We start from the raw sequence: 16,231 nt of genomic DNA, 5'->3' as shown, positions 1-16,231 counted from the left end.
CGTTACCGCAGCAACGGATATGTACCCCGCCCCATCAACACCCCCTAAACACCCCGGACCGCTTCTCGACCATCGCCCGCACGCCCTCCTTGGCATCCTCACTGTTCAGAAGCTTCTCCACCAACACCGGCAACCCGGCCGCCGCCGCAGTCTCCCCCTCAATCCGCGCCTGTCGCGCCGACATCAGCGTCGCCTGCACCCCCAGCGGTGCCTGCTGCGCAATACGGTTCGCCAACGCCACCGCCCGTGGCAGCAAATCCTCGCTGGCCATCACCTCCTGCACCAACCCCAACCGCAGCGCTTCATGGGCATCAAACTCATCCCCAGTGAGCAACCAGCGCATGGCATTCCCCCACCCCGCAACCTGATGAAACCGCAATGTCGCGCCCCCAAAAGGAAATATCCCACGCTGCACCTCCATCTGCGCAAAGCGCGTATTACTGGCACACAGATTGATATCCGCCGCCAGCATCAACTCGATCCCAATCGTCAGGCAGTACCCCTGGGCTGCAACAATCACCGGCTTACTGACCCGAGGCCCCGCGAAAACACCCCACGGATCACAGCCACCCAACGGTGGCTGCCATCCCTGCGCCATGGTCGGCCCCACATTGGCCAGATCCAGCCCGGCGGTAAAATGATCGCCATGCCCAAAGACAATGGCCACCCGCGCCTCATCATTGCGATCAAATTCGCCATACGCCAGACTCAACTCATTGAGCAATTCCAGATCGAACGCATTGCGCTTGGCCACGCGATCCAGGCCCAACAACAGGATATGGCCCTGTTGTTCACGGCTGACGCGGCTGCTGGTGGCTTGGTTCATGGGGTGTGCCCTCGGGCGCAAAGGGAGGTTTCGGACCGAAGGGCCCGCTGTTAAGGGTGAACCGTTTAAGCGTCATGACCAACGGGGCCGGGCCTTTGAAAAATAGACCCAGTCGCGGCGATGCGCAAAGCCTTTGATGCAGAGCCGTTTACCTGTGTTTTCCGATAAAAAAAGCTCCCTTTTTCAGCGATTTCCGGTATAGTGCGCGCCGGCCTTTAACCGGGCCGCGTTTAGGTAGCGCAATTCCCCGAAGTCAGCTTCGGCTGCTCGTCCGCACAGCGGACTCTTCCTTGACGAATCTTTTTCATTCATTCGTTTTCGCAAATCCCCGCCGACAAAGCAGCCAGGGCGACTCTTGAGTCTCAACACGGCATGCGCAGCTTTGGAGCATGGGTCTTTGCGGATGCACTTAGAGGCAGACCCATGACCCAGGAAACCGGCGGCTTCGCCGCTTTTAATCTTAACCCGAATATTCTTGCTGCCGTCATCGCGACTGGCTACGAAGAACCTTCGGCTATTCAGCAGCAATCGATCCCGATCATCATGGCCGGCCAAGACATGATTGGCCAAGCGCAAACCGGTACCGGTAAAACCGCCGCGTTCGCCCTGCCAATCCTGCACTGCATCGATCCTGCCAAGCGCGAGCCGCAAGCCCTGATCCTGGCGCCAACCCGTGAGTTGGCGCTGCAAGTAGCAACCGCTTTCGAAACCTACGCCAAGCAAATGCCGGGCGTTACCGTTGTGGCCGTTTACGGCGGCGCGCCTATGGGCCCACAACTGAAAGCAATCCGTAACGGCGCACAGATCGTTGTCGCCACTCCGGGGCGTCTGTGCGACCACCTGCGTCGCGACGAAAAAGTACTGTCGACCGTGAACCACCTGGTTCTGGACGAAGCTGACGAAATGCTCAAGCTGGGCTTCATGGACGACCTGGAAGTCATCTTCAAGGCGCTGCCAGCAACCCGTCAGACCGTACTGTTCTCGGCTACCCTGCCACAGTCGATCCGTGCCATTGCCGAACGCCATTTGCGCGATCCGCAACACGTTAAAATCCAGACCAAGACTCAGACCGTTACCGCGATCGAACAGGCTCACCTGTTGGTTCACGCTGACCAGAAGACCTCGGCTGTATTGAGCCTGCTGGAAGTCGAAGACTTCGACGCCCTGATCATGTTCGTGCGCACCAAGCAAGCGACCCTGGACCTGGCCAGTGCCCTGGAAGCCAAAGGCTACAAAGCCGCTGCGCTGAACGGTGACATTGCCCAGAACCAACGTGAGCGCGTCATCGACTCCCTCAAGGATGGCCGTCTGGACATCGTTGTGGCGACCGACGTTGCGGCCCGTGGCCTCGACGTTCCACGTATCACCCACGTGTTCAACGTTGACATGCCTTACGATCCAGAGTCCTACGTTCACCGTATCGGCCGTACCGGCCGTGCGGGTCGCGAAGGTCGTGCATTGCTGCTGGTGACTCCACGTGAGCGCCGCATGCTGCAAGTGATCGAGCGTGTAACCGGTCAGAAAGTTGCTGAAGTCCGCCTGCCGGATGCCCAGGCCGTTCTCGATGCCCGCATCAAGAAACTGACCAACAGCCTGTCGCCGCTGGTGGCTGACGCTGAATCGACCCACGGCGACCTGCTGGACCGCCTGACTGCCGATATCGGTTGCACCCCGCGTGCCCTGGCTGCAGCCCTGCTGCGCAAGGCTACCAACGGTCAGGCGCTGACCCTGGCCGCGATCGAGAAAGAACGTCCACTGGTGCCGAACAACGCCCCGCGCGGTGATCGTCCAGAACGTACCGGTGACCGTCCGGACCGTGGTGATCGTGAGCGTCGTGCTCCGGTTCCATTGGCTGAAGGCCGTGCTCGCTGCCGTACCGCGCTGGGCGCGCGTGATGGCATCGCTGCCAAGAACCTGCTGGGCGCTATCCTCAACGAGGGTGGGCTGGCACGTGAAGCGATCGGTCGCATCCAGGTGCGTGACAGCTTCTCCCTGGTAGAGCTGCCGGAAGATGGCCTGGAGAAACTCCTGACCAAGCTGAAGGACACTCGCGTTGCCGGTAAGCAGTTGAAGCTGCGTCGCTACCGCGAAGATTGATCCGCCCCCGGGCTGATTGATCGAACATAAAAAATCCCCGACTGGTTCGGGGATTTTTTTTGCCTGCGATCAGGCGAAACGATAGATGTCCATGCCCAGCGCGCCCATGGTGAAGCCTTGGTGGGCGGCGCTGAATTCACCGCCTGCGCCCCGGGCGAAATACAGTGGCAGCAAATGCTCATCGCTGGGGTGGCTACGCACGGCATGGGGTGCCTGGCGGCGATAGTCGTGCAAGGCGGCTTCGTCATTGGCTGCCAGCTTGCTCACCATCCAATCGCGGAAATCCCGGGCCCAGGGTTCAATGCTTTCCGGCCCGGCGTGCCAGTTCAGTTCGCCGAGGTTGTGGGTAATGCTGCCGGAGCCGATCAGCAGCACGCCTTGTTCCCGCAGGCTCGCCAGTGCGTGGCCGACACGAGTTTGCAGGGCAGGGCCCATACGGCTTGGCAGCGACACCTGGACCACCGGAATATCGGCCGCCGGGTACATCAGCGACAGGGGCACCCAGGTGCCGTGGTCGAAGGGGCGCTGGTCATCAATGCGCGCCTCCAGGCCATCAGCCTTGAGCAATTGTACAATTTGGGCTGCCAACTGCGGGTCACCGGGTGCCGGGTACTGCACGGCAAACAGTTCCCGTGGGAAGCCGCCGAAGTCGTGCCAGGTCTCGGGTGCGGCACTGCCCGTCACGAGCAAACCCTGGCTTTCCCAGTGCGCCGAGACCACCACAATGGCCTTGGGCCGTGGCAACTCGGCCGCCAGGCGCTTGAGTGCCGGGCCGCTGGCACCGGGTTGCAGGGCGAGCATGGGCGAACCGTGGGAGATAAACAGGCTAGGGAGCATGAGCGGGTCCTGAGGGTTAAGATGGGACCATCTTCAATCAGATCATTGATCTAAATCTAATATAAGTTTTAGCGCTATTTGATCAAGTTTTAGGGTGAATCATGGAACCTGGATTTTGGCATGAGCGTTGGTCGCGCAATCAGACGGGTTTCCATCTGCCCGAGGTGAACCCTTACCTGCTGCGCCACTGGCCGGTCCTGGGCGCGGCCAGCGGGGCGCAGGTGCTGGTGCCGTTGTGCGGCAAGAGCCTGGACTTGGTGTGGCTGGCGAGTGTTGGGCATCGGGTGATGGGGGTTGAGCTGTCGGAAAAGGCCGTTGAGGCGTTTTTCAGCGAGCAGGAGCTGGCGCCGCAAATCAGTCAGCGAGGGCCATTCAAAGTTTTTCAAGCCGGGGCCATCGAGCTGTGGTGCGGGGATTTCTTTGCGCTGGATGCCGGCGCGGTGGCTGGCTGCACGGCGTTTTACGACCGGGCCGCATTGATTGCCTTGCCGCCGTTGATGCGGGAGCAGTATGCCGCGCACTTGAACCGGATCCTGGCGGAAGGCAGTCGCGGACTGTTGATCACCCTCGACTATGAGCAGTCGCAGAAGGCAGGCCCGCCGTTTGCGGTGAGCGACGAGGAAGTGAAGCTGCTGCTTGGTGCGCAGTGGAGCCTGGATGTATTGGAGGAACAGGACATCCTGGGGGAGAGCTGGAAGTTTGTTCAGGACGGTGTCACACGCCTGGAAGAGCGGGTGTATCGCTTGGCCAAGGGCTGAATCGCGGCCACAAAAAAGGGGCGATTGGATCGCCCCTTTTTCTTGTCGCTACTGGCTATCAGCCGCGACGACGCAATGCATCGATCCGCTCTTCCAGCGGCGGGTGGCTCATGAACATGCGAGCCATGCCCTGCTTGATACCACCGTTGATGCCAAAGGCAGTCAGGGTGTTCGGCATGTGCACCGGCAGACCTTGCTCGGAGCGCAGGTGTTGCAGGGCACTGATCATTGCACCGGTACCGGCCAGGCGTGCGCCGGCTTCGTCTGCACGGAATTCCCGTTTGCGCGAGAACCACATCACGATCGAGCTGGCGAGGAAGCCCAGTACCAGTTCGGCGAAGATGGTCGCCACGTAGTAGGCCATGCCCTGGCCCTGTTCGTTCTTGAAGATCACCTTGTCGACGAAATTGCCGATGATCCGCGCGAAGAACATCACGAAGGTGTTCACCACGCCCTGGACCAGCGCCAGGGTGACCATGTCACCGTTGGCCACGTGGCCGATCTCGTGGGCCAGCACCGCCTTGATCTCGTCGGGCGAGAACCGCTCCAGCAGGCCCTGGCTGACGGCCACAAGGGCGTCGTTCTTGTTCCAGCCCGTGGCAAAGGCGTTGGCTTCATAGGCCGGGAAGATCCCGACTTCGGGCATCTTGATCCCGGCTTCGCGGGACAATTGCTCGACGGTTTGCAGCAGCCATTGCTCATGCCGGGTACGTGGCTGGGTGATGATTTGGGTGCTGGTGCTCATCTTCGCCATCCACTTGGAGATGAACAGCGAGAAAATCGAACCGGCAAAACCAAAGACCGCACAGAAGATCAGCAGCTGATTGAGGTTCAGATCAACCCCGTTGGCCGCCATGATCCCATTGAAGCCGAAAAGGCTCAGCGTGATGCTGGCAATCAGTACGACCGCCAGGTTAGTGGCCAAGAACAGCAGAATGCGCATCATGGTTGTAGAATTCTCCTCATGCTTAATATGTCGCGTACTGCGGGGTATATAAGGTGCAGCATGGGGCTATTCAACCGACGGACTATTTCAAACTGTGTCCTACAGCCTGAATGTAGAGCCTTGAAGGGCATTTCCGACGCCTGGGGTGGCTCGGGCGCCTCGCTCGATTACCTTGCGGCCCTGTAATTATAGGGTGATGCCCGAGTAAGGGTGGAACCGGTGAGTGTAAAAGGCGAAAGGGCCCGCACAGGGCAGAGAAGTGTTGCCAGATAATCGCTGTACGACCACTGCCGGGCCGTACAGCGCCATGCCCATTACTGGCGATAGGACTTCAGGAAGTTGCCGATACGACCGATGGCCATATCCAGGTCATCCACCCGCGGCAAGGTGACCACCCGGAAGTGATCCGGCCACGGCCAGTTGAACGCCGTGCCCTGGACCACCAGCAGCTTTTCCGACAGCAGCAGGTCGAGCACGAATTTCTCGTCGTTGAAGATCGGGCACACTTTCGGGTCGATCCGCGGGAAGGCATACAGAGCGCCCATGGGCTTGACGCAACTGACACCCGGAATCGCGTTCAGCAGTTCCCAGGTGCGGTTGCGCTGCTCCAGCAGGCGGCCTTGTGGCAGCACCAGGTCGTTGATGCTCTGGTAGCCGCCCAAGGCCGTCTGGATGGCGTGCTGGCTCGGCACGTTGGCACACAGGCGCATGTTGGCCAGCATGTCGATGCCCTCGATGTAGCTCTGGGCATTGTGCTTGGGACCGGAAATCGCGATCCAGCCGGAACGGAAACCCGCCACCCGGTAGGATTTGGACAGGCCGTTGAAGGTCAGGCACAACAGGTCCGGGGCCAGGGACCCGGTGCAGATGTGCACGGCATCGTCATACAGGATCTTGTCGTAGATTTCGTCGGAGAACACCACCAGGTTGTGCTGGCGGGCCAGTTCGAGCATGCCCAGCAGTACTTCCTTGGAATAGACCGCGCCGGTGGGGTTGTTCGGGTTGATGATCACCAGGGCCTTGGTGTTCGGGGTGATCTTGGCCTTGATGTCGGCCAGGTCCGGGAACCAGTCGGCGCCTTCGTCACACAGGTAATGCACCGGATGGCCACCGGCCAGCGTTACGGCAGCGGTCCACAGCGGGTAGTCGGGAGCCGGCACCAGCACTTCGTCGCCGTTGTTGAGCAGGGCCTGCATGGACATCACGATCAGCTCGGACACGCCGTTACCCAGGTAGATGTCTTCAATGCCGACACCTTCAACCTGCTTCTGCTGGTAGTACTGCATGACCGCCTTGCGCGCGCTGAACAGGCCTTTGGAGTCGCTGTAGCCCTGGGCGGTAGGCAGGTTGCGGATAACGTCCTGGAGGATTTCGTCCGGCGCTTCGAAACCAAAGGGGGCCGGGTTGCCAATGTTCAGCTTGAGGATGCGATGGCCTTCCTCTTCCAGGCGTTTGGCGTGCTTGAGCACCGGGCCGCGAATGTCGTAGCAGACGTTGGCGAGCTTGTTCGATTTGCTGACCTGCATGGCGATGTGATCCTGAAAATGAACGATCCAGACGGTGTGGAGACTACCGTGCTGAGAATCCTGCGTTGGCCTGACCCATAAATACGTTTGAATGCCGGTAACGCGGGTGCCAGACTGGCGCTTTGACGAGGCGCAATCATACGTGCCGCCTGATCCATGGAAAAGACACAGATCAGGCTTTTTCAGTTGCCGAGGTGTACCGATGGAAAAGTTGCAGAAAACCGTTGATGAATGGAAAGCCATGCTCGACCCGGAGCAGTACAACGTGTGCCGCCTCAAAGGCACCGAGCGACCATTCAGCGGCAAGTACAACGGCACCAAGACCGACGGTGTCTACCACTGCATCTGCTGCAATGAGCCGCTGTTCGATTCGAAGGCCAAGTTTGACTCCGGCTGCGGCTGGCCCAGCTTCTACGAGCCGATTGCCGAACAGGCGATGGTCGAGATTCGGGATATCAGCCACGGCATGGTCCGTACCGAAGTCACCTGCGCCAAGTGCGATGCGCACCTGGGCCATGTGTTCCCGGATGGTCCGCCGCCGACCGGTTTGCGTTATTGCATCAACTCGGTGTGCCTGGATCTGGTGCCACGCTAAACCGTAGGGCTGCTGCGGGCCTTCGCGTCCGCAGCAGGCGTTATATCAAGGTATAAATCCGGGCAATTAAATTGCACACAATTGAATTGCCTACTATCTTTCGGTTCTTCTTATCTCTTTTGAGGCACTGCCATGAGCGACAACCTGCTGAGTATCCCTTGCACCACCATCAAGGGTGAGCAAAAGACCTTGGCCGATTTCGCCGGCAAGGCGATTCTTGTGGTCAACACCGCCAGCAAATGCGGCTTCACCCCGCAATACAAGGGGCTTGAGGAACTCTGGCAGCACTACAAGGACCAGGGCCTGGTGGTGCTGGGCTTTCCCTGCAACCAGTTTGGCAAGCAGGAGCCGGGCAACGAAGGCGCCATCTCGGAGTTTTGCGAGCTGAACTTCGGTGTCAGTTTCCCACTGTTCAAGAAGATCGACGTCAACGGCAGCGACGCGCACCCGCTGTTCGTGCAGCTTAAGAAGCAGGCCCCGGGCTTGCTGGGCTCCAAGGGCATCAAGTGGAACTTCACCAAGTTCCTGATCGGCCGCGACGGCCAGGTGGTCAAGCGCTTTGCTCCGACCACCAAGCCCCAGGACCTGACCCAAGAGATTGAAGCCCTGCTCAAATGACCGACCTGTCCCTGGCCCTCGACGACCAACTGTGCTTCAAGCTCTACGCCGCCTCGCGCGCGGTCACTCGGGCCTATAAGCCAATGCTCGATCAGTTGGGCCTGACCTACCCGCAATACCTGGTGATGCTGGTGTTGTGGGAATGGCAGGATGCAGCCGTGCCACAGCCCACGGTCAAGGCCTTGGGCGAGCGCCTGCTGCTGGATTCCGGCACGCTGACGCCGCTGCTCAAGCGCCTGGAGCAGCTTGCCCTGGTCAGGCGTCAGCGCAGTGCGCTGGATGAGCGTGAAGTGCACCTTAGCGTGACGATTGAGGGCCGGGAGCTGCGTGACCAGGTGCTCCCCCTGAAGGCACGGCTGTTGTGTGAAAGCGGGGTTGATCTGAACCAGGCCGACGCTTTGCGTGATGGCCTGGATCAGCTGTTACGGCAGATCAAAGACTTGTCGTAGTCGGCACCCATAGGTCGAGCAAGGCCTTGAGTTCTTCCCGGCGAAACGGCTTGGCCAGGTAGTCATTCATGCCGGCCGCCCGGCAGCGCTCGCGTTCCTCGGACATGGCGTTGGCAGTCAGCGCGACAATCGGCAAATCCGGCCAGCGCCCGCTGCGGCGGATCTGCCGGCTGGCTTCATAGCCATCCATCACCGGCATGTTGCAGTCCATCAACACCATGTCGAAGCTTTGCTCCTCCAGCAGCTTGAGGGCTTCGCCACCGTGGGCGGCGACGATCACCTCGCAGCCGAGCTTGCCGAGCATGCCCTTGGCCACCAGTTGATTGACCGGGTTGTCCTCCACCAGCAGGATGCGCGCCCGGTGAGCGAGGGGCCCGGTTTCCAGTTGGATCAGGTCAAGCACCAGGTCCGGATCGGTACGCAAGTTGCGTTGCAGAATCTGGTACAGCGCCGTACGGCTCAGGGGCCGGGCTTGTTGCTGCAAAGGTGCCAGGGCCGCGACTTCTTCGCTGGGCATGAAGTTGCCGTAGGCGGTCACCACCAGGATCGGTGCGGTGATCGCCGGGCGCAGGCGAAACAGGCATTCGGGGCAGTCGGTGATCAGCAGGTCGGGGTTTTGCCCGCTCAAGTCGTCGTCGATGGAGTAGCAGCGCGGCGCGAGCCCCCAGCTCGGCAGCAGGCTGTTGAGCAGCTCTGCCAGGCCGCTGCTGGTGCTGGTTATCGCAATCACGTCCCCCGACAAAGGCGCCAGGCGCACCGCCGGTACATGTGTCGGCAATGGCAGGTCGGCGCAGAACTGGCTGCCAAAACCTGCCTCGGAGCTGATGCTCAGGCGGCCCTTCATGGCCTCGCACAGGTTGTGGGTCAGCGCCAGGCCCAGGCCGGTCCCGCCAAACTGGCGAGTAATGCCCGCGCCGGCTTGGGTGAACGGTTGGAAGATCTTCACCTGGGCGTCCTGGGCAATCCCGATGCCGGTGTCGCACACCTCAATTTTGACCCGGCCAGCCTGTGCACTGAGGCGCACGTCCACCCGGCCAAATCGCGTGAACTTCAGGGCGTTGGACAGCAGGTTGCTGACAATCTGCCGTACCCGCGTCGGGTCGCCCAGCACCTGGGCGGGAAACAGCGGATCGATCAGGCACGTCAACTCCACGCTGGGCGCGGCGTTTTGCGAGAGCAGGTTGGCGGTGTCTTCCACCAGTGAGCCGAGGTCGAACGGAATGCATTCCAGCTCCAACTGGCCGGCGTCGAACTTGGACAGGTCGAGGATATCGTTGAGTAACTCCACCAGTACTTTGCCTGAGTCATGGGCGATCGACAGTTGCTGGCGTTGCTCGGCATTCAGCGGGCTGTCGAGGGAGAGGGCGATCATCCCCAGCAGGCCGTTGAGCGGTGTACGGATTTCATGGCTCATGTTGGCCAGGAACGCCGCCCGTGCCTGGGCCATGGCCAGGGCGGTCATCTTCGCCGCTTCCAGCTCGTCGTTCGAAAGCGTCAGCCGATGATTGATCGCCTTGAGTTCGGTGGTGCGCGCAGAGACGATGTCTTCCAGTTGCCCGAGGTATTCAGTCAGGCGGTTCTCGGCGTGCCGACGTTGCTGGATTTCGGTCTCCATGCTTTCAAACTGCTGATTGGCGACGTTGACCAGCACGCCGATCTCGTCGTGTTCGTGCCCCGGCGGGCAATCCAGGCGCTCGTGCTTGCGTGAGCTCAGTTCGCGAATAATGCGCACCAGCGGCTTGGTCAGCATCACATAGAACAGTGCCAGTAAAATCCCGGTGAGGATCAGGCTACGGGCAAAGCCGTTGAGCAGGGTGATCTCGGCGCGGTGCAAGAAGCGGCTGCCGAACGCGTAGGTATCGACGTCGAGGCGCAATACTCCGAGGGCGTCATTGGGCATGTGCGCGAGGTACAGCCGGTCTTCGAATTGGCGGTTGGCACCAAACAGGAAATCGCTGACGGGGCGGTAGGTGCTTTCCTTGGGCGGGCGACGGACATCGGCCAGTACCAAACCGTTGTTGTCGATCAGTTGTGCGTGGGTGATGGCGGGGGAGTGCAGCAGGCCCAGGGTCAGTTCCTGAGCCAGTTCGGCGTCGATGTTATAGGCGATGCGCGACGCCGGGTTATGGCTGATTTCAATCAGCGCACGTATTTCCCGGTTGATGGACGCGTCTTCGCTGGCATAATCAATCCCAATCTGTATCAGGCTGAGCAAAGTTCCCAAGACGAATCCGACCAGCACTGTCAGTCTGGCTTGTTTATAAGACAAGCGGTGGGCGAACTTGATATCCATCGGGTGCTGTACCACTTTACGTTTCCTTCCGCCCGGCAAGCATAGCTGAACATCCACAGGCTCAAACTTGCCCGGCATGAATCGATTTTATTCGGTGCAGCCCTGCACGGCCTGCCTCAGGGTTGCCAATACGCCATCTTTTACAAGAACTTGCCAGAGGAATAGTCGTGGATTCTCGATTGAATGCCTTTCTTGAGCGTGCCGACGCGGTGCTTGCTCGCCTGGAACCCTTGTTGCCCGCCCCGCGCGAAGCCGTTGACTGGAACCATTGCCTGGCTGCCCGTTGGCAGCGCGAAGGTCGCAGCGGCTTTTTGTTGCCGCTGGAAGTCAGCCTGGACATGCGCCTGTCCGACCTGATCGGTGTGGATAAACAGCGTGAACAATTGGCCCGTAACACCCAACAGTTTCTCGACGGCCTGCCGGCCAACCATGCGTTGCTCTGGGGCTCGCGCGGCACCGGTAAATCGTCCATGGTACGCGCCTTGCTGGCCCAGCATGCCAAGGCCGGTTTGCGCCTGATCGAGATCGAGCGCGATCACCTGGCGGACCTGCCACGGGTGGTCGAGCAACTGATCAAATGGCCACAGCGCTTTGTGCTGTTCTGCGATGACCTGTCCTTTGAAGCTGGCGAAAGCGATTACCGCGTGCTCAAGAGCGTACTCGACGGCTCCCTGGAGCAGGCACCGGAAAACGTCTTGCTGTATGCCACGTCCAACCGTCGCCACCTGGTGCCCGAGAACCAGAGCGATAACGAAAACTGGAAGACCGTGGACGGCGAGCTGCACCCCAACGAGGCGGTGGAAGACAAAATCGCCCTGTCTGACCGTTTCGGTTTGTGGCTGTCGTTTTACCCGTTCAACCAGGAGCACTTCCTGGATGTGGTCGAGCACTGGATCGGTGAGTTGGCGAGCAAGGCCGGTTTGCAGTGGCAACGCGATGAAGAGCTGGACATCCTCGCGGTGCGCTGGGCAACCGGGCGCGGCAATCGTAACGGCCGTTGTGCCTATCAGTTCGCCCGCTATTGGGTGGGCCTCAAGTTGTTGGAGCGTCAACCATGATCGATTTGCAACAGTCCGGAACCGGCCTTGATGGTTACGCCATGCTTCATGCACAGCTGGAATCACTGCTGGCGGATGAGCGGGATTTCATTGCCAATGCGGCGCAGTTTTCTGCGTTCCTGTTCAATCAGCTCGACGATTTGAACTGGGCGGGCTTCTACCTCAATCGTAATGAAGAGCTGGTGCTCGGGCCTTTCCAGGGGCAGATCGCCTGTGTGCGCATTCCGTTTGGTCGCGGTGTGTGCGGCGCGGCAGCGGCCTCGCGGCAAACCCAGCGGGTAGAGGATGTGCACGAATTCCCGGGGCATATCGCCTGTGACAGCGCGTCGAACAGCGAGCTGGTCGTGCCGTTGGTCAAGGACGGGCGCTTGATTGGTGTGCTGGACCTGGACAGCCCATCGCTGTCGCGGTTTACCCCGCAGGATCAGTCCGGCATCGAGCAGTTGGCGGCGATTTTTCTGCGGTTGACCGATTGTTGATGGGCTGACCCTCCTGTAGGAGCGAGCTTGCTCGCGAAGAACTCAAGGGTATCGCGTGGCACCTGGCGCCCCGCGTTATCGTTAACGATTTTCGCGAGCAAGCTCGCTCCTACAGATTACGGACGGTCCAGAACGTCCAGTTGCATCTGTAACATCCTCTCCAGCTCAAGCATGGATTTCTCCATGGCCTTGATACCCGCCTCGATGACATGTCGATTCTCGCCCTGGCCACAGGCCTGCTCCAGCGTTTCGCATTGCCCGGCCAAGGTATCCGCCTGGATGATCCGGGCGGCGCCCTTGATCTTGTGGGCCTGCTCGATCAGTTCTTGGGACGTCGCTTGTCGAGCCAGCAGGGCCATCAGCTCGACCCGATCATGCCGGCTGCTGCTGAGCAATTCTTCAAGCAAGCGCTGACTCAATTGAGGGTCGCCGCCTGTCATTGAGTCCAGGCTTTGCAGGGTGAACACGTTGCGGGTGGGCAGCGGGTCGACTTGTGCCAGTTGCTGTTCCAGCGCGGTGAGGCTGATGGGTTTGAACAGGCAATCATTCATGCCCGCGTCGAAGCAGCGTTGTTTCTCCTCAGGTTGGGCATTGGCGGTGAAACCGAGAATCACACACCCGGTTTTTTGCTCGCGCTGCTCATACTCGCGAATTGAACGGCTCAACTCGTAGCCGTTCATGATCGGCATATTGCAGTCGGCAATCACCAGGTCGAAGTGTTCCTGGCGCCAGGCCTGGAACCCCGCAGCACCATGATGGGCGGCAGTGTATTGATGCCCCAGGAAGCCCAATTGCTGGCACATGAGCAAGCGGTTGGCCGGATGGTCATCCACCACCAGTACATTGAGCACCGGTGCCGGCGTGGCTGCGGCAGGCTCCAGCTTGTCGACCGTCTTGACCGGTTGCAGGCTGGTCATCTTCAGGCTGACGTGAACCTGGGTGCCCACCATGGGCACGCTGCTCAGGCTCAATTGCCCGCCCATCATTGCGCACAGGCTGCGACAGATCACCAGGCCAAGGCCGGCGCCGCTCCTGGCCAGGTGCCCGGAGTTGTCGGCTTGGGCAAACGGTTCGAACAGGCGCAACTGGTCTTCGCGATTGATCCCGATGCCGGTGTCTTCCACCACCAGCTTCATCTCGATTTGCTGCGGTTGCCCGGTTGCCTTCAGTTGCACCTTGATCTTCACCTGCCCGCGTTCAGTGAACTTGATCGCATTGCTCACCAGGTTCGAAAGCACCTGCTTGAACCGCAAGGGGTCGATCAGTACGTCGGTGTTGTCGACATCGGGGGTGAACTCCAGTACCAGGCTCAGGGTTTTCTGGCGCGCCAGGCCATCGAACACACGGACCACCGACTCGATCACCTCGCGCAGGTTGACCCGCTCCGGGGCCAGGCTCAACCGGCCGGATTCGATACGTGCGATATCCAGAATGTCGCCGATCAGTTCCAGCAGGTCTTTTGCCGAGTTGTACGCCACCTCGATGGCGGGGCGATCCAGATGACCCTGGTCGGCGCGCTTGAGTGTCAACTCCAGCATGCCAATCACGGCGTTCATCGGCGTGCGAATTTCGTGGCTCATGGTGGCCAGGAACGTGCTCTTCGCCCGGTTGGCCTCGTCGGCGCGCTCCTTGGCCGCGCGCAGTTCATCGAACAGCTGGCGCCGTTCGCTGATATCGATCCAGCCGCCAATGATGCCCTGGACCTCGCCCGTGGAGTCGCGGTACGGAAGAATCCAGTGGTAGATCGTGAGTTTTTTCCCGTGAACATGCAGGGTGCGATCCAGGATCAGCGGCTTGCCTTCGGCCACTACCCGCTGATAGTCGGCATGGTACTGAGCCGCTTCCGTCTCAAGGGCCATGCTCATCTGGGTGATGCTCTTGCCGATGACGTCTTCCCGCTTGACGTCGAACGTTTGCAGGTAGCTGTCGTTGCAGGTTTGCAGGAAACCGTTGTGGTCACGTACGTAGATTGGGTGCGGTGTTTCATTGACCAGCGCCCGCATGAACTCAAACTGGTCGTTAAGGGCGCGCTCGGCGAGTTTTCGATGCTTGATCTGGCGCTGCAGGTAGCCGTTCCAGGCCAGGGAAATCAACAACAGCAGCCCGGTGCCGATGATGATCTGGGCAATCAGCCGGTGGTAATTGCGCCAGTAACCGTCGGATGCCGCGTTATAGCCGCGCCAGCGGCTGTTGATCGCCGCCAGCTCATCAGGGGCGATGCTGAGCAGCGCCTTGTCGAGGATCGAACTCAGCTCGGTAGCGTGACGGGACGTCGCCAGGGCAAACGTTGCCGGCAAGGTGCCGATGCTGGAGCTGATCTGCAATTTGTCCTGGAACACCGGTGAAGAAAGGAAGTAATTGGCGATCACCAGCGGGTTTACGGCACCGTCCACCTGGCCCTGTGCCAACAATTCCGAGGCCTTGAAGGTGTCACCGGTTTCCACCAGGTTGATCTGGGCAAATTCCTTGCGCAGGAATTTTTCCAGCGGATTGCCCTGCGTGATCGCCAAGCGCTTGCCGGCCATCTGTTGAAGGCTGGCGGGTGCGCCCGGCTCTTTGCGGGTTAGCAACACATAGGAGTTTTCCAGGTAAGGGCGGCTGAAATTCAGCTGGGACTCGCGCCCGGCACTGGGCGTGATTGCGCCGATGAGGTCGGCTGCGCCCGTATGGACCAGATCAATCATGCTGGCGACGTCACGCACGTGTTGAATCTCGAAGCGCAGGCCGGTTCTCAGGCGGATCAATTCCAGCAGGTCGGCGGTGACGCCCCGGAAGTTGCCGTCTGTATCAAAGAATGTAAGGGGCGCGAGGGTTTCATTGACCACCACCTTCACCACAGGGTTGTCCTTGAGCCAGCGTTCTTCACGCAGGGTCAGTTGCAGCTTGCGGTCGGTCAGCAGGATGTCGCTGCCTGCGCTCCAGCGTTTGGCGATGCTGTCGCGTTCATAGGTCGACACGCCATCGAGCACCGAGTCGACGATGCTCAGGAGAATGGGTTGATCCTTGCGCAAGGCGAAGCTGAACCCGTAAGCCTCATGCTTGCCGAAGTTGGCCATGCGGATGTTTTTCAGGTAGCCCTTGTTGATCATGTAGTGAGTGGAAATGGTGTCGCCCAGGAACACGTCAGCCTGGTCGAATGCCACTGCATTCAAGGCATTTTGGTAGGACGGGTAGGCGTGGATGGTTGCCTTTGGGTACAACGCCTGCACTTCAGCCATGGGCAGGTAGTGGTAGACAAGGCTCAGGCGCAGGCCTGCCAGGCCGTCACCAAGGTTGCGGTTTTCACCTTCACGGGTGACCAGCACCGGCTGATCCACTGCGTAGGGCAATGACAGAGCGATATCGGGATTTGTGGCTTCAAAACCGTTGGCGGACCCAAGAAAGTCGATGTCGCCGTTTTCCAGCGCCTGGATCGCGGCTTCCCGGGTGGCATAGCGCAGCACCTTCAACGGTATTGCCAGTGTCCTGGCCACCAGGCCGGCGTAGTCGGCCGTCAGCCCTTCATAATCACGACCGCTGGAAGTGATATCGAAGGGCGGGTAGTCCGGCGCAGACGTGCCCAGTATCAGTTCCCGTTTGTTTTGCAGCCATTGGCGCTGTGTCTTGTTCAGCGGGGTGTCCAGTTGAACGGCACCGGCACGCCCCAGCAGTGCATATTGCTCGGGAACAGTTTGTTCGGCAGGCACGGCAGTGCTGAGGCACATACCGATACTCAATATGATTAGATAGTCCTTTAAACGCCTGGGCAT

Annotated in this window: 13 protein-coding genes; 7 read left to right on the top strand and 6 right to left on the bottom strand. The window is 60.1% G+C overall.

Annotated elements, in window-relative coordinates; genetic code table 11:
* Positions 1–34: 34 nt before the first annotated feature.
* A complete protein-coding gene (locus CEC48_RS26450; protein WP_088426407.1) occupies positions 35–826 on the bottom strand; it encodes a crotonase/enoyl-CoA hydratase family protein in 792 nt (263 codons plus the stop codon).
* Between the two features lie 423 nt (positions 827–1,249).
* Here CEC48_RS26450 and CEC48_RS26440 point away from each other — a divergent pair, with 423 nt between their 5' ends.
* Positions 1,250–2,923, top strand: coding sequence for a DEAD/DEAH box helicase (locus tag CEC48_RS26440; RefSeq protein ID WP_003209050.1), 1,674 nt, complete (start codon positions 1,250–1,252; stop codon positions 2,921–2,923).
* A 69-nt stretch (positions 2,924–2,992) separates the two neighbouring features.
* Here CEC48_RS26440 and CEC48_RS26435 read toward each other — a convergent pair whose 3' ends face one another.
* Entirely contained in the window at positions 2,993–3,760 is a 768-nt protein-coding gene (locus CEC48_RS26435; protein WP_088426406.1) for a class III extradiol ring-cleavage dioxygenase, read from the bottom strand.
* A gap of 101 nt (positions 3,761–3,861) precedes the next feature.
* On the opposite strand from CEC48_RS26435, the gene CEC48_RS26430 reads away from it, so the two are divergent.
* Positions 3,862–4,518, top strand: a complete 657-nt coding sequence (locus tag CEC48_RS26430) for a thiopurine S-methyltransferase (RefSeq protein WP_088426405.1) — start codon at positions 3,862–3,864, stop codon at positions 4,516–4,518.
* A 58-nt stretch (positions 4,519–4,576) separates the two neighbouring features.
* Here CEC48_RS26430 and htpX read toward each other — a convergent pair whose 3' ends face one another.
* Both htpX and CEC48_RS26420 read right to left on the bottom strand, forming a co-directional pair.
* The gene (htpX, locus tag CEC48_RS26425; protein WP_076017354.1) at positions 4,577–5,464 is read right to left on the bottom strand and encodes a protease HtpX; all 888 of its coding nucleotides are present in this window, start codon (positions 5,462–5,464) and stop codon (positions 4,577–4,579) included.
* A gap of 314 nt (positions 5,465–5,778) precedes the next feature.
* Positions 5,779–6,990, bottom strand: coding sequence for a pyridoxal phosphate-dependent aminotransferase (locus CEC48_RS26420; protein ID WP_058411776.1), 1,212 nt, complete (start codon positions 6,988–6,990; stop codon positions 5,779–5,781).
* Between the two features lie 202 nt (positions 6,991–7,192).
* On the opposite strand from CEC48_RS26420, the gene msrB reads away from it, so the two are divergent.
* From msrB to CEC48_RS26405, 3 genes are all read left to right on the top strand, one after another.
* A complete protein-coding gene (msrB, locus tag CEC48_RS26415; RefSeq protein WP_088426404.1) occupies positions 7,193–7,585 on the top strand; it encodes a peptide-methionine (R)-S-oxide reductase MsrB in 393 nt (130 codons plus the stop codon).
* A gap of 132 nt (positions 7,586–7,717) precedes the next feature.
* Entirely contained in the window at positions 7,718–8,203 is a 486-nt protein-coding gene (locus CEC48_RS26410; protein ID WP_003209061.1) for a glutathione peroxidase, read from the top strand.
* Positions 8,200–8,652, top strand: coding sequence for a MarR family winged helix-turn-helix transcriptional regulator (locus CEC48_RS26405; protein WP_088426403.1), 453 nt, complete (start codon positions 8,200–8,202; stop codon positions 8,650–8,652). Before CEC48_RS26410 ends, CEC48_RS26405 begins: the two co-directional genes overlap by 4 nt.
* On the opposite strand, the gene CEC48_RS26400 is transcribed toward CEC48_RS26405, so the two are convergent.
* Positions 8,636–10,945: a response regulator gene (locus tag CEC48_RS26400; RefSeq protein WP_088426402.1), complete on the bottom strand. Its 2,310-nt coding sequence runs from the start codon at positions 10,943–10,945 to the stop codon at positions 8,636–8,638. The genes CEC48_RS26405 and CEC48_RS26400 overlap by 17 nt on opposite strands.
* Positions 10,946–11,112: 167 nt before the next feature.
* Here CEC48_RS26400 and CEC48_RS26395 point away from each other — a divergent pair, with 167 nt between their 5' ends.
* Positions 11,113–12,003 carry an ATP-binding protein gene (locus CEC48_RS26395; RefSeq protein WP_088426401.1) on the top strand — a complete coding sequence of 297 codons (891 nt, stop codon included), beginning with the start codon at positions 11,113–11,115 and terminating at the stop codon, positions 12,001–12,003.
* Positions 12,000–12,482, top strand: a complete 483-nt coding sequence (locus CEC48_RS26390) for a GAF domain-containing protein (RefSeq protein ID WP_088426400.1) — start codon at positions 12,000–12,002, stop codon at positions 12,480–12,482. The genes CEC48_RS26395 and CEC48_RS26390 overlap by 4 nt, the downstream gene beginning before the upstream one ends.
* Positions 12,483–12,598: 116 nt before the next feature.
* On the opposite strand, the gene CEC48_RS26385 is transcribed toward CEC48_RS26390, so the two are convergent.
* Positions 12,599–16,231 (bottom strand): transporter substrate-binding domain-containing protein, encoded by a 3,633-nt coding sequence (locus CEC48_RS26385; protein ID WP_088426399.1) that lies wholly within the window; start codon positions 16,229–16,231, stop codon positions 12,599–12,601.

This window comes from Pseudomonas sp. K2I15 (genome assembly GCF_002204795.1).
Taxonomy (GTDB): domain Bacteria; phylum Pseudomonadota; class Gammaproteobacteria; order Pseudomonadales; family Pseudomonadaceae; genus Aquipseudomonas.
The sequence above is the reverse complement of the archived record's forward strand: the minus strand, read 5'-3'. Positions and strand labels throughout refer to the sequence as shown.

Coding starts and splice junctions, on each gene's coding strand:
- CEC48_RS26450 (WP_088426407.1), bottom strand. CDS start 826: ATGAACCAAGCCACCAGCAGCCGCGTCAGCCGTGAACAACAGGGCCAT.
- CEC48_RS26440 (WP_003209050.1), top strand. CDS start 1,250: ATGACCCAGGAAACCGGCGGCTTCGCCGCTTTTAATCTTAACCCGAAT.
- CEC48_RS26435 (WP_088426406.1), bottom strand. CDS start 3,760: ATGCTCCCTAGCCTGTTTATCTCCCACGGTTCGCCCATGCTCGCCCTG.
- CEC48_RS26430 (WP_088426405.1), top strand. CDS start 3,862: ATGGAACCTGGATTTTGGCATGAGCGTTGGTCGCGCAATCAGACGGGT.
- htpX (WP_076017354.1), bottom strand. CDS start 5,464: ATGATGCGCATTCTGCTGTTCTTGGCCACTAACCTGGCGGTCGTACTG.
- CEC48_RS26420 (WP_058411776.1), bottom strand. CDS start 6,990: ATGCAGGTCAGCAAATCGAACAAGCTCGCCAACGTCTGCTACGACATT.
- msrB (WP_088426404.1), top strand. CDS start 7,193: ATGGAAAAGTTGCAGAAAACCGTTGATGAATGGAAAGCCATGCTCGAC.
- CEC48_RS26410 (WP_003209061.1), top strand. CDS start 7,718: ATGAGCGACAACCTGCTGAGTATCCCTTGCACCACCATCAAGGGTGAG.
- CEC48_RS26405 (WP_088426403.1), top strand. CDS start 8,200: ATGACCGACCTGTCCCTGGCCCTCGACGACCAACTGTGCTTCAAGCTC.
- CEC48_RS26400 (WP_088426402.1), bottom strand. CDS start 10,945: ATGGATATCAAGTTCGCCCACCGCTTGTCTTATAAACAAGCCAGACTG.
- CEC48_RS26390 (WP_088426400.1), top strand. CDS start 12,000: ATGATCGATTTGCAACAGTCCGGAACCGGCCTTGATGGTTACGCCATG.
- CEC48_RS26385 (WP_088426399.1), bottom strand. CDS start 16,231: ATGCCCAGGCGTTTAAAGGACTATCTAATCATATTGAGTATCGGTATG.